Genomic DNA, 13,499 nt, shown 5'->3' on the forward strand with positions numbered 1-13,499 from the left:
GCAGGAGGGTCGTTGTGGAATTCTTAACTGAGCAATGGAATGCACTACAAGACTATATCATGCAGCCAGATGTCTGGATAGCAATGGCAAAAGGTTTGCTGCGGATTATTATGATTGTAGTCGTTTCCTTAACTATTATAAAAGTTGCCAAAAAAGTCGTCCTTAAATATTTCAGTGAAAAAAGAAGAGGTCCCTTCAGTATTCCGCGCAGGCGGGAAGCGACCCTCGTCAAACTTGTTGAAAATACATTGACCTATATTGTTTATTTATACGCCCTGATGATGATTCTGGAAACATTCGGGTTCAATATCGGTGCATTACTTGCAGGTGCCGGGGTTGCCGGTCTTGCCATCGGTTTCGGTGCACAAAACCTGGTACGGGATATCATCACCGGCTTCTTCATCATTTTTGAAGATCAGTTTTCTGTCGGTGATTACGTTAGAATTTCCGGTATCGAGGGCTTTGTCGAAGAGATTGGGCTGCGTACTTCCAAGATAAAAAGCTGGACAGGTGAGCTTCATATTATTCCTAATGGAGCAATTACACAAGTAACTAACTATTCCATCCATAATAGTATTGCTGTGGTGGATGTAAGCATTGCTTATGAGGAAGATATGGATCAAGCAGAAAAAGTAATTGCTGAGCTTTTAGAAGAGTTACCTGAAAAATATGAGATGTTGGTTTCTGTACCAGAATTGTTAGGTGTTCATAATTTAGCTGCCTCCGATGTGCAGATGCGGATAATTGCTGAAACCTATCCAATGGAACATTGGGCGATTGGACGTGCAATTAGAAAAGAAGTTAAAAACAGACTGGATGAAAAAGGAATCGAGATTCCTTTCCCTCGACTTGTCATGTATTCTAGGCATGAACAAGAATCACAGCAGAAAGTCTAATGGAATGGAGGAAGAAAGCTCATGGCTAAGAAAGATTTCCAATTGAATGACGTAGTAGAAATGAAAAAACCACATCCATGCGGGGACAACCGCTGGAAAATCATCCGTATGGGAGCGGACATCCGCATTAAGTGCATGGGCTGTGACCATAGTGTGTTAATTCCTCGCCGACGCTTTGAAACGAAGCTGAAGCGTGTACTGGAACGGGCAGAAACCGAATGACCCAAAATATTAAAAGCCGATAGAAATTGCTGTGAAAAATTACATTTTCTACGTATGACTTTTCAAAAACAGGGGCTCCGGATGCCCTTGTTTTCTATTTTTCTGGCACTTGTGTTTTAGTGAAGCAGTAACTTATAATTGGTATGACTAACGTACATGTATGTAAATCCTTAAGGAGTGAAAGTCTTTTATGGCATTAACAGCTGGAATCGTCGGCTTGCCCAACGTAGGCAAATCGACTTTGTTTAACGCAATTACACAAGCAGGCGCAGAGTCTGCCAACTACCCGTTTTGTACTATAGATCCGAATGTCGGTATCGTAGAGGTCCCTGACGCTCGTCTTGATAAACTGACAGAGCTTGTCAAACCGAAAAAAACCATTCCGACTGCTTTTGAATTCACTGATATCGCAGGTATTGTCAAAGGGGCGAGTAAGGGCGAAGGACTGGGGAACCAATTTCTTTCTCATATCCGCCAGGTAGACGCCATCTGCCATGTCGTCCGAGCCTTCCAGGATGAAAATATCACCCACGTATCCGGTCAGGTCGATCCAATCAGTGATATTGAAACAATCAACCTGGAACTGATCCTCGCAGATTTAGAAACCGTTACAAAGCGCATGGACCGTGTTGCCAAGATGGCTCGCCAAAAAGATAAAGAAGCGGTAGCAGAATATGATGTGCTATCAAAATTGAAAGATGCTTTTGAAGAAGAGCAGCCGGCACGTGCTGTCGAGTTTACAGATGAGCAGCTAAAAATCGTTAAGGGCCTTCATTTGCTCACTATTAAGCCTATTCTTTATGTGGCCAATGTCAGTGAAGAAGAAATCGGTACCGATGCGGACAACCCTCAAGTAGAAAAAATCCGCGAATTTGCCGCTAATGAAAATGCTGAAGTCATAGTCGTGTGTGCCAAAATAGAATCCGAGATTGCTGAACTTGATGGCGAAGAAAAACAGGAATTCCTCGATGATCTAGGAATTGCTGAGTCCGGTTTGGACCAATTGATCAAAGCCACCTACAACCTGCTTGGTCTGGCAACTTATTTTACAGCTGGCGAGCAGGAGGTACGGGCATGGACATTTACATTAGGAATGAAAGCCCCGCAGGCTGCCGGAATCATTCATACTGATTTTGAGCGGGGATTCATCCGTGCAGAGACCGTCTCCTATGATGATCTGGTTGAAGCAGGATCCATGGGCGCTGCCCGTGACAAAGGAAAAGTCCGTCTCGAAGGAAAAGATTATCTCGTGAAAGATGGCGATGTCATCCACTTCCGTTTTAATGTATAAGCGTAGATTCCGTTTCCCACGTTAAATACTGTTGTTTTTTGCATAATCGTTTGGTATAATACAACATTGTGAGTAATTAACGATAAATTACTCCTTGCTCCTTTTTATAAAAAGGAGCCGCTAAGTCCACAAGGAGGTGAAAACGGATGAGAAATTATGAAATCATGTACATCATCCGCCCAAACATCGAGGAGGAAGCTAAAAGTTCACTAGTTGAGCGTTTTAACGGCATCCTTACTGATAAAGGTGCGGAGGTTGAAAAAGTTGAAGAGCTAGGCAAGCGTCGTCTTGCTTATGAAATCAACGACTACCGTGACGGTATCTATGTAACGATCAACTTCAAAGGTGATCGTGACGCTATCAATGAGTTCGATCGCCAGGCGAAGTTCTCTGATGATATTATCCGTCATATTGCTGTACGCGAAGATGACCAATAAGGAGTGATTCTGATGTTAAATCGTGTCGTATTAGTCGGCAGATTAACGAGGGATCCGGACCTACGCTATACACCAAACGGGGTGGCAGTTGCCAACTTCACCATCGCGGTCAATCGTCCTTTTTCAAACCAGCAGGGTGATCGGGACGCTGACTTCATCAACTGTGTCGTTTGGAGACGCGCTGCCGAGAACCTCGCGAACTTCATGAACAAAGGAAGCCTCGTAGGTGTCGATGGAAGATTGCAATCCCGGAGTTTTGACAACCAGGAAGGAAAGCGCGTTTTTGTCACAGAAGTTGTGGCAGACAGTGTGCAGTTCCTGGAAAGCAAAGGTTCTTCCCAAGGGGGAGGACAAGGTTCAGGTGGATTCCAGCAAAATCAGAATCCTCGTCAAAACGATTTTGGTGCAAACCAAAATAATAACAACAACAATCGAAATGAAGACCCATTTGCAGACAGTGGGGAACCAATAGATATATCAGACGATGATCTACCATTCTAAAATCAAGTAAGGAGGGAATATCACATGGCACGTCGCGGTCGCGCAAAGCGCAGAAAAGTGTGTTTCTTCACAGCGAACGGAATTACACACATCGACTATAAAGATGTTGACTTGCTAAGACGTTTCGTTTCCGAGCGTGGAAAAATTCTTCCTCGCCGTGTAACTGGAACTTCTGCTAAGTATCAACGTAAATTGACTAAAGCAATCAAGCGTGCTCGTACAATGGCTCTATTGCCATACGTAACCGAGTAAGCCTGACAAAACCTCTGACCGAAGGATCCGTCCTTCCGTCAGAGGTTTTTTTATTTCAATCTCATTATTGATATTACATATAAGCCCCCAATTGCTGAATACTCAGTTTCGAGACTTTAGGTAGCGATTATGGTGGCTGGGAAAACGGATTGCTTTCCGTGGACATGTGGTGAGCTTCCTCAGGCTTCGCCTTGCGGGATCTCACCGCTCATGTTCATCCCACTGGAGTCTCACCGTTTTCCCAGCCACCATACGTTTGTTAGTTTCTCGAAACTTCGATCAGAAATAGAGAGCTTTTTGAGCAGAAAATACGGTCAACTTACCATTGCAATAGAATTCTCATCACAAAATAGGGCCGGACTTTCGAAACACGATTTCGAGTATCTTATATGGCATGGGGAAACGGGGAGACTCCTACGGGAAAAGAGTTCCAGGTGAGACCCCGCAGAGCGTTAGCTCGAGGAGGCTCAACGAACTCCCGTGGAAAGCGACTCGTTCCCCCACGACCCGCTCCTCCAACCAATATCTCGAAATCAAGTCTTCGACTTCTCGGCCCTTTAATTGAATAAGCTTCAAATTACTAATCTACTTAAAAAAAGTGAAATGTTGCAGTGAAAACAATGTAAGCGCTTAGAAAGGAGGGGCAATTGTTTGAATAGATTGACAAATAGGGAGGGTTTGTTAGGATAGAAAATATTATTCACTTTAGTGATGGAAATTACTGAAGGAAATCCGGTATAGAGTGGAAAGGAGACAGGGTAATGAGTTTTCGTGTCTTGATTTGTGACCCCCTTAGCGAAGAGGGCCTCACCCCCTTAAAAAATGCAGAAGATGTTGAGGTCATCAACACACCAGGTATGGAACATGAGGAATTGCTGGAAAAAGTAAGTACTGTGGAGGCGTTGATTGTCCGAAGTCAAACGCGTATTTCCCGGGAAATTGTCGAAGCGGCACCAAATTTGAAAGTGATCGGACGTGCAGGCGTCGGGGTCGATAATATCGATTTGGATGCAGCGACCGAACATGGGGTTATCGTCGTCAATGCCCCGGATGGCAATACCATCTCTGCTGCAGAGCATACGATGGCAATGCTCATGTCACTGGCACGGAATATCCCTCAGGCTTATAACCTGTTACGTAAAGATAAATGGGAACGAAAAGCTATGATTGGTGTCGAATTGAAAGATAAGACCCTTGGTATCATCGGTCTTGGCCGGATTGGAGCAGAAGTAGCACGTCGTGCGAAAGGCCAGCGGATGAATGTCATTGCCTATGATCCATTTCTCACAAAAGAGAAAGCTGAAAAAATGGGTGTCGATTACGGCAGTGTAGAAGATGTGCTGAAAACAGCTGACTTTATCACGCTCCATACACCTTTGATGGAAGAAACAAGACATATGATTAATCGGGAAGCCTTCCAGCTGATGAAGCCTTCAGCGAGAATCATCAACTGTTCCCGGGGTGGAATTATTGATGAAGATGCTCTCTATGATGCCATTGTTGAAAAACAGATTGCCGGTGCTGCTTTGGACGTATTCGAAGAAGAACCAGCAATTGGTCATAAGCTGCTGGAATTGGATGAAGTCATTGCTACTCCCCATTTAGGTGCCAGCACAATTGAGGCTCAGGAAAATGTTGCAGTTGATGTCAGTAAAGATATCGTTCATATCCTTCGTGACGGTAATGCTCGTAATCCGGTGAATATCGCGTCTGTATCCGAAGAAGTGATGGAACAGCTGGCGCCTTATTTCACTCTTTCAGAAAAACTCGGCCAATTCATCTCTCGTTTGACAAAAGGCGTATTAGAGAAGGTCAACATCTATTATGCAGGCGAGTTGGTGGATCATGAAACGAACCCGTTGACCCGTAATACTATTAAAGGAATTCTTCGTCTTCATTTAGGTTCACGAATAAATGAAGTCAATGCTTTTATGGCTGCTGATGAACGCGGAATCATCATTAATGAGCAAAAAACGACCCATTCCCGTGGTTTCACTAATCTGATTACAGTAGAAATCCAAACGAATGAGGAAACACGCTCGGTGTCAGGGACATTACTTAATGGACTTGGGCCGCGGATCGTTAAGCTTGACCAATACTCTGTCGATGTCCTGCCAGCTGGAAATTTGGTTGTTATCCGTCACCACGATAAACCAGGTGCAATTGGTAAAGTCGGTAATTTGCTAGCGGAAGATAATATTAATATCGCCACCATGCAGGTAGGACGTACCGACCTTGGCGGACATGCGGTAATGGTATTGACGGTCGATAAACCATTAGAAGAAGCTTGCACGGAAAAAATCAGTCATATGGAAGAAGTCCGTCAGGTTCATAGTTTACAGTTATAAAAATATCCCCACGGCTGAGCAATATGCTCGAGCTGTGGGGATTGTTTTTTAATCTAATGGAACAGTTTTCGAAGATCGTTGGGAAAATACGTGCAGCTTATCATAACCGACGGAGCGCGCAAGTTCCACTGACTGATCATAGGCATATCCGATATGGTCCGGCTTATGGGCATCGGAACACAATACAATTCCTACGTCTGCTTCATAGCATTTTTTCAAGAGAACCGGATCGGGGTAGATCTCTCCTACCGGCTTCCTTAAACCTGCTGTGCTGATTTCGATACAAGTGCCGGAATCTGCCAGTGCTTTTACAGCACGGTCATATTGCTCATGAAGGAAATCTTTATCATCCGGCCAATAGGAAAAGATTTTAATTAAATCGATATGACCGACAAAATCAAACAGTTTCGATTCGGCCAGGGTAACGACCTGGTCAAAATATTGCCGGTAAGCTTCCTTAATATCGCGTTTTTCGTATTCATCACGAAATATTGCCAAATCGATTCCCCAATCGCCGATCCAGTGGACAGAACCAATAACGTAATCGAACGGGTGTGCATCGATGAAGGCTTTCATCTCAGTTTCTTTCCCCGGCGTATAATCCATTTCGATCCCCATTTTTACAGGTAAGCCCTCTTTTTCAGCTTGATCGAATAATGCCTGGTAATCTTTGAAATCAAGGCCCCGGCGGTTATCGATCCATGGATTAGAAATGATGTCCTTTGTTTCCTGGAAGAAATAGGCATGTTCAGAGATCCCCAGCTCGTCGATCCCCTCTTTTTTTGCTTTAGCCAGGTACTCTTTTAAATAGTCGGTGGAAAACTCGCCTGTTTCGTGCATATGTACATGATAATCGGTCCGCATCATTTGCCTCCTCGGATTTGGTGTTGGACTTATCTTATCAAACTATTATCATCCCGGCAAAGCTATTCAGAGAATCCGTGCAGTCAATATATGTATTTGTTTATTGTAACAAGAAGAAACATGTTAGAATGGTAGGAGGTACACAGGCATTAACGAAGCATATATCTGTTTTAGAGAATGAATGGAGTGTCAGGGGAAATGATGGGGTCAAAACAAATTACAGACGGGGCTTTAATGACAGGTGTTTATCTGATATTGTTATTGATAAACGTTTTTGTTCCGTTTCTTGGAATCGTGGTATTTTTTACACTGCCCGTTCCTTTTATTCTATATAGTTATCGGCACGGCGGCAAACCAGGGATCCTCATGCTGTTCGCTGCTATTATACTCTCGTTGCTGGTAGCAACAATTTATTCTTTGCCACTAACCTTGCTGGCCGGAGTCGGGGGGCTGTTTATCGGGATATCCCTTTATAAACAGCGAACTTCCTATGAAACACTGGCAATCGGTTCGGTCGGCTTTCTGTTGGGTCTGGTTGCTGTGTTTTTGGTAACTCAGTTATTATTCGGGGTTAATTGGATTGATGAAATCAATACGATGATGGATGAATCATTTGCTATGACTGAGGGAATGATGGAGACCATCACTGGCGACAATGAAGCTACAGAAGAACAAATTCAGGCGCTGCAGGAACAATTCAAGCAATTCCCGGATATCATTCCGAGTTTGTTTGCTATCATGGGGCTTGTTATGGCTTTCATCAGTCAGCTGCTCAGCTACAAAATCATCAACAGGCTGGACAGGGCTGGTTTGAAGTTCGCTAAGTTCAGAGATTTCAAGCTGCCGACGTCCATTTTATGGTATTACTTTTTTGGTATGATCTTTACCTGGATCAATACCGATCCGCACAGCACGATTTACCTTGCTGCTATTAACGTTTTCATTGTGACCGGTTTACTGATTGCGCTTCAGGGATTTGCGTTTATCTTTTACTATACCCATGTGAAAAAGCTGTCAAAAGCAGTTCCTGTTTTGTCTATCATTTTAACGATCCTTTTACCGACAGTTCTGCTTTATCTTGTAAGAATCTTAGGTATAATTGATTTAGGATTTTCGCTACGCAGCCGTCTCAAAGAAAACAAAAAATGAATGCGTGGATATTGATTGTAGGAGCTGACATTCATGACGAAATTTGCTAAAAAACCAAAGATAAGCAGACACTTTTGGATCATTTATTTATTGTCCATCGTCCTGCTTGCTTTCATTTGGTATTACGAATGGACGCTCGGTCTATTGATGACATTACTGCTTACGGCATCTATCTATTATACAGTGCGTGCCGAACAGACGATGCTTCACGAAACCGAGGAATATATTACTACGCTTTCCTACCGGGTCAAAAAAGTCGGAGAGGAAGCGTTATTAGAGATGCCGATCGGGATTGTGCTGTTTAGTGAAAACTACCGCGTCGAGTGGACAAATCCCTATATGAATGATTTTTCCAGGGATGAAGAAACATTAGTGGGTCAATCACTGCAGGAGTTATCAGAGGACTTGGTTACTTGTATCAAAGAGGATAAAAATGAAGCCTGGATCCAGGTTGGTGATTACGAGTTCCAGACTTTCATTAAAAAAGACGAACGGCTATTATACCTGTTTGACCGGACCAAACAGTCAGAGATACAGCACTTATATCACAATGAACAGACGGTATTGTCGATTATTTTCCTTGATAACTATGAGGAAATCACCCAGGGCATGGATGATACAGCCAAGAGTCATTTAAACTCGCAAGTGACGTCCATATTAAATAAATGGTCAAACGAATATGGGATTTATTTGAAAAGAACCTCGCAGGAACGTTTCCTTGCCGTCATGAATCAGGAAATCCTAAATCAGTTGGAGAAATCGAAGTTTGAAATTTTAGATGAAGTCCGTGAGCTGATATCCAACCAGAATGTCCCATTAACGTTGAGTTATGGCATCGGTGTGGGACCGGTCAGCCTTCCGGAACTTGGGGAGCTGGCACAATCCAGTCTTGATCTTGCACTTGGCAGGGGCGGCGATCAGGTTGCCATTAAAGATGATACCGGGAAAGTCCGCTTCTATGGCGGAAAGACGAACCCAATGGAAAAACGCACACGTGTACGCGCAAGGGTCATTTCTCATGCGTTGAAAGAGTTGGTTAAGGAAAGCGACCGTGTTTTGATTATGGGTCATAAAGCTCCCGATATGGATGCTGTCGGAGCCGCTATCGGTATTTTGAAAATCGCCCAGGCTAATGAAAAAGAAGGTTTTATCGTCATGGATGAAGATGAAATCGATACAGGCGTCGATAAAATGATCGATGAAGTGAGAGAAGACGACGAACTATGGTCTCATTTCATTTCACGGGAAGATGCTTTGGATATGGTCAATACCGAAACGCTGCTGGTCGTTGTTGATACGCATAAGCCATCCATGGTGGTGGAAGAAAAGCTGTTAAGCAAGACAGAGCACGTCGTAGTGATCGATCACCACCGTCGTGCTGAAGAGTTTATATCCGATCCGACGCTAGTCTATATGGAACCTTATGCATCATCCACGGCAGAATTGGTCACGGAATTATTAGAATACCAGCCGAAGAAGCTGAAGCTTTCCATGCTGGAAGCGACAGCACTTCTATCTGGTATCATTGTCGATACAAAAAGCTTTACCCTGCGTACGGGATCCAGAACGTTCGATGCTGCTTCTTATTTACGTTCCAAAGGGGCGGATACCATCCTTGTACAAAAGTTCATGAAAGAGGATTTGAACATTTATGTACGGCGCAGTCAATTGATTGAACGTGCGGAAATTTACCGGGATGGTGTTGCCATAGCCACAGGAAATGAAGGGGAGACCTACGGACCTGTACTGATTGCGCAGGCCGCTGACACGCTGCTTACGATGAGTGGAGTTGTAGCTTCCTTTGTCATATCTGAACGAAAAGATGGTCGCATCGGAATCAGTGCGCGTTCACTTGGGGATGTCAATGTTCAGGTTGTCATGGAACGCATGAATGGGGGCGGGCATTTGACGAACGCCGCCACCCAATTAGAAGATACAACCATAAACGATGCAAAGGCATTGTTACAAGATATCATTGATGAATACTTTGAAGGAGGAACATCGGAATGAAGGTCATTTTCTTAGAAGATGTCAAAGGGAAAGGGAAAAAAGGCGAAGTTAAAAATGTATCCGATGGTTACGCGCGTAACTATCTGCTGAAAAATAACCTGGCTAAAGAAGCGACACCAGGTAATATGAAAGAACTGAAAGCCAAGAAAAATAAAGAAAAGCAACTAGAACAGGAAGAATTAGAAGAAGCTGAAAAGCTGAAAGAAACACTGGCCGGACTTGAAGTGAAACTGACAGCGAAATCCGGTGATGGCGGCCGTCTATTCGGTTCAATCACAAGCAAGCAAATTGCCGATGAACTGAAGAAAACCCATAAAATCAAAATTGATAAACGTAAGATTGAGCTTGATAATCCAATTCGCACCCTCGGCTACACGAACGTACCTGTAAAACTTCATCCGGAAGTAACAGGAACGATCAAGGTGCACGTGGAAGAGCAATAATGCCATCCTTTTTTCTTCTAAAGGGGAGGAACAGCAAGTGAGTGAATTTTGGAATGATCGCACCCCGCCTCATAATATTGAAGCCGAGCAGGCGGTTCTCGGTGCGATCTTTTTAGAGCCTGAAGCTATGTCGACCGCAGCAGAGAAACTATTACCTGATGATTTTTACCGGGCCAGCCATCAGCGTGTTTTTGAAGTGATGTTAACACTATCGGACCGAGGAGAACCGATTGACCTTGTTACCGTAACTACGGCATTATCCAATGCCAAAGTGCTGGAGGAAGTCGGAGGCGTCTCTTATTTAAGTGACCTGGCCAATTCCGTTCCGACAGCTGCTAATATCGAATACTATGCCCGTATTGTCGATGAAAAGGCTATCTTAAGACGGCTGATCAAAACAGCCACCGATATCGTTACTACCGGTTATTCTGACGAAGAAGATGTCGACAGTGTCCTGAATGATGCCGAGAAGAATATCCTGGATGTTTCCCAGCGGAAAAACTCAGGGGCCTTCAAGAACATTAAAGACGTTTTGATTGACGTTTACGACAATATTGAACAGCTTCACAACAATTCAGAAGGTGTTACCGGTATTCCGACCGGATATCGTGATTTGGATAAAATCACCTCCGGATTCCAGCGTAATGACTTGATTATCGTCGCTGCCCGTCCTTCGATGGGTAAAACGGCATTTGCGTTGAATATTGCTCAGAATGTTGCCATTAATACCGATGAAAATGTCGCTATTTTCAGCCTCGAGATGGGGGCTGATCAGCTTGTTTCCCGTATGCTTTGCGCGGAAGGCAATATCGACGCCCAGAGGCTCCGTACAGGCAGTCTTGAAGCGGAAGACTGGGGAAAGCTGACGATGGCGATGGGAAGCCTCTCTAACGCTGGTATCTATATTGACGATACACCGGGAATCCGTGTCAGTGATATTCGTTCCAAATGCCGACGTTTAAAGCAGGAGAATGGGCTCGGTATGATTCTGATCGACTACCTGCAGCTGATTCAGGGAAGTGCCAACTCCAAAGAAAACAGGCAGCAGGAGGTTTCCGAGATCTCCCGTTCCTTAAAAGGGTTAGCACGGGAATTGAATGTGCCATTGATCGCCTTATCACAGTTATCCCGTGGCGTGGAATCCCGTCAGGACAAGCGTCCGATGATGTCTGACCTCCGGGAATCAGGAAGTATCGAGCAGGATGCCGATATCGTAGGTTTCCTGTATCGGGAAGATTACTATGAACAAGAATCCGAGAATAATAATATCGAAATCATCCTTGCCAAGCAGCGTAATGGCCCGGTTGGAACGGTCGAACTTGCTTTTGTAAAGCAATACAACAAGTTCGTCGACCTCGATCACCGTTACCAGGAAAGCGATATACCACCAGCCTGAGGGAAAGGTGAGCACAACCTGTGCTTACCTTTTTTACATATTGCCCAAAAAAATTATTTTTTCGTCAACAAAACAGACGATACGACTAATAAAATGGAAATTAGAATATCGAGCGGTCGGTCCAGTGTCGAATGCCTTCGTCTATAAATGGAATAATCACGAACGAATACATGTAATGCAATTTTAATGTTCGGTTATTGGATTGACGGATGCTTTTTCTATTGGTACACTTACGAGTGTCTAAATAAAATATCACATGAACTATAATCAATGGCGGAGGTGCCTTATGTCTTCAGTAGTTGTAGTAGGAACCCAGTGGGGAGATGAAGGAAAAGGTAAAATCACGGACTTTCTATCCCAAAATGCCGAAGTTGTAGCCCGCTATCAAGGCGGAAACAATGCAGGACATACGATTAAATTTGATGGTGTCACTTATAAGTTACACTTGATCCCATCCGGGATATTCTTTGATGATAAAATATGCGTGCTTGGCAATGGAATGGTAATCGATCCAAAGGCACTCATAGAAGAACTGGAATATTTACATGATAAGGGCGTATCGACGGACAATCTGCGTATCAGCAACCGTGCCCATGTTATTCTTCCGTACCATTTGAAGCTTGACGAATTGCAGGAAGAAGAAAAAGGTGCCAACAAGATTGGTACAACTAAAAAAGGTATCGGCCCTGCCTACATGGATAAAGCAGCCCGTGTCGGTATCCGTATCGCCGATTTGATGGACAAGGATGCTTTCCATGAAAAGCTTGCGGTTAACCTGGAAGAGAAGAATCGCCATTTTGAAAAACTATACGATACAGAAGCGATGCACGTGGAAGATATCTTAGAGGAATACTACGAGTATGGTCAGCAAATCAAGCAATATGTGTGCGATACATCTGTTGTCTTGAATGACAATCTGGATGAGGGACGCCGTGTCCTTTTTGAAGGAGCACAGGGGGTCATGCTCGATATTGACCAGGGTACCTATCCATTTGTTACTTCATCTAACCCGATTGCAGGTGGAGTTACCATTGGTTCTGGCGTTGGTCCTACAAAAATCAAGCATGTGGTCGGCGTATCCAAGGCCTATACTACTCGTGTCGGTGATGGACCATTCCCCACAGAACTTGACGATGAAGTCGGCGAACAAATACGGGAAGTCGGTCGTGAATACGGTACGACTACCGGCCGTCCACGCCGTGTTGGCTGGTTTGACAGTGTGGTCGTACGTCATGCCCGCCGTGTAAGTGGACTAACCGATTTGTCCTTGAATTCCATTGATGTATTGACTGGAATAGAGACATTGAAAATTTGTACCGCTTACCGATACAAGGGTGAAATCATAGAGGAGTTTCCGGCAAGTTTAAAGGTGCTTGCAGAATGTGAACCTGTCTATGAAGAAATGCCAGGATGGACGGAAGATATTACAGGCGTAAAAAGTCTCCATGAGCTGCCGGCTAATGCCCGCCATTATGTGGAACGTATCTCACAGCTTACCGGGATTCCATTGTCGATTTTCTCCGTAGGACCAGATCGTTCCCAGACTAATGTCGTACGCAGTGTATACAGCGCAGATTGATCATAGAGAAGAGAGTCAGGAAATCACTTGATTTCCTGACTCTCTTTTTATGGTTATCGAGCTGATTTTTCTTTTACTAATTTCTAAAAAACTATTGCCACTTTATCTATT

General features: G+C 44.0%; 13 protein-coding genes. 12 read left to right on the forward strand and 1 reads right to left on the reverse strand.

What is annotated here, in order from left to right; all coding sequences use genetic code 11:
- The first annotated feature begins 14 nt into the window (after positions 1-14).
- The 7 genes from FHS45_RS11435 to serA all read left to right on the forward strand — a co-directional run bounded on the left by FHS45_RS11435 (position 15) and on the right by serA (position 5,947).
- The gene (locus tag FHS45_RS11435; RefSeq protein ID WP_371872047.1) at positions 15-896 is read left to right on the forward strand and encodes a mechanosensitive ion channel family protein; all 882 of its coding nucleotides are present in this window, start codon (positions 15-17) and stop codon (positions 894-896) included.
- 21 nt (positions 897-917) lie between these two features.
- Positions 918-1,118: a DUF951 domain-containing protein gene (locus FHS45_RS11440; protein ID WP_062443580.1), complete on the forward strand. Its 201-nt coding sequence runs from the start codon at positions 918-920 to the stop codon at positions 1,116-1,118.
- 190 nt (positions 1,119-1,308) lie between these two features.
- Entirely contained in the window at positions 1,309-2,409 is a 1,101-nt protein-coding gene (gene ychF, locus FHS45_RS11445; RefSeq protein ID WP_062443577.1) for a redox-regulated ATPase YchF, read from the forward strand.
- Between the two features lie 146 nt (positions 2,410-2,555).
- Positions 2,556-2,846 carry a 30S ribosomal protein S6 gene (gene rpsF / locus FHS45_RS11450; RefSeq protein WP_062443575.1) on the forward strand — a complete coding sequence of 97 codons (291 nt, stop codon included), beginning with the start codon at positions 2,556-2,558 and terminating at the stop codon, positions 2,844-2,846.
- A gap of 12 nt (positions 2,847-2,858) precedes the next feature.
- Positions 2,859-3,347: a single-stranded DNA-binding protein gene (ssb, locus tag FHS45_RS11455; protein ID WP_062443571.1), complete on the forward strand. Its 489-nt coding sequence runs from the start codon at positions 2,859-2,861 to the stop codon at positions 3,345-3,347.
- A 24-nt stretch (positions 3,348-3,371) separates the two neighbouring features.
- Positions 3,372-3,599 (forward strand): 30S ribosomal protein S18, encoded by a 228-nt coding sequence (gene rpsR, locus FHS45_RS11460; RefSeq protein WP_062443568.1) that lies wholly within the window; start codon positions 3,372-3,374, stop codon positions 3,597-3,599.
- Between the two features lie 761 nt (positions 3,600-4,360).
- Complete coding sequence (gene serA / locus FHS45_RS11465; protein ID WP_062443565.1) at positions 4,361-5,947, forward strand: phosphoglycerate dehydrogenase; 1,587 nt, start codon at positions 4,361-4,363, stop codon at positions 5,945-5,947.
- A 48-nt stretch (positions 5,948-5,995) separates the two neighbouring features.
- On the opposite strand, the gene FHS45_RS11470 is transcribed toward serA, so the two are convergent.
- Complete coding sequence (locus tag FHS45_RS11470; protein ID WP_062443561.1) at positions 5,996-6,811, reverse strand: histidinol-phosphatase HisJ family protein; 816 nt, start codon at positions 6,809-6,811, stop codon at positions 5,996-5,998.
- A gap of 177 nt (positions 6,812-6,988) precedes the next feature.
- Here FHS45_RS11470 and FHS45_RS11475 point away from each other — a divergent pair, with 177 nt between their 5' ends.
- The 5 genes from FHS45_RS11475 to FHS45_RS11495 all read left to right on the forward strand — a co-directional run bounded on the left by FHS45_RS11475 (position 6,989) and on the right by FHS45_RS11495 (position 13,388).
- A complete protein-coding gene (locus tag FHS45_RS11475) occupies positions 6,989-7,960 on the forward strand; it encodes a YybS family protein (RefSeq protein ID WP_243847140.1) in 972 nt (323 codons plus the stop codon).
- A gap of 33 nt (positions 7,961-7,993) precedes the next feature.
- Entirely contained in the window at positions 7,994-9,970 is a 1,977-nt protein-coding gene (locus FHS45_RS11480) for a DHH family phosphoesterase (RefSeq protein ID WP_062443557.1), read from the forward strand.
- Complete coding sequence (gene rplI, locus FHS45_RS11485) at positions 9,967-10,413, forward strand: 50S ribosomal protein L9 (RefSeq protein ID WP_062443554.1); 447 nt, start codon at positions 9,967-9,969, stop codon at positions 10,411-10,413. The genes FHS45_RS11480 and rplI overlap by 4 nt, the downstream gene beginning before the upstream one ends.
- A gap of 37 nt (positions 10,414-10,450) precedes the next feature.
- Positions 10,451-11,809, forward strand: a complete 1,359-nt coding sequence (gene dnaB, locus FHS45_RS11490) for a replicative DNA helicase (RefSeq protein WP_062443552.1) — start codon at positions 10,451-10,453, stop codon at positions 11,807-11,809.
- Positions 11,810-12,095: 286 nt separating this feature from the next.
- Positions 12,096-13,388, forward strand: a complete 1,293-nt coding sequence (locus tag FHS45_RS11495) for an adenylosuccinate synthase (RefSeq protein ID WP_062443548.1) — start codon at positions 12,096-12,098, stop codon at positions 13,386-13,388.
- Positions 13,389-13,499 lie beyond the last annotated feature (111 nt).

The organism is Thalassobacillus devorans, from assembly GCF_011761345.1.
In the GTDB taxonomy this organism is placed as follows: Bacteria; Bacillota; Bacilli; order Bacillales; family Halobacillaceae; genus Thalassobacillus; species Thalassobacillus devorans.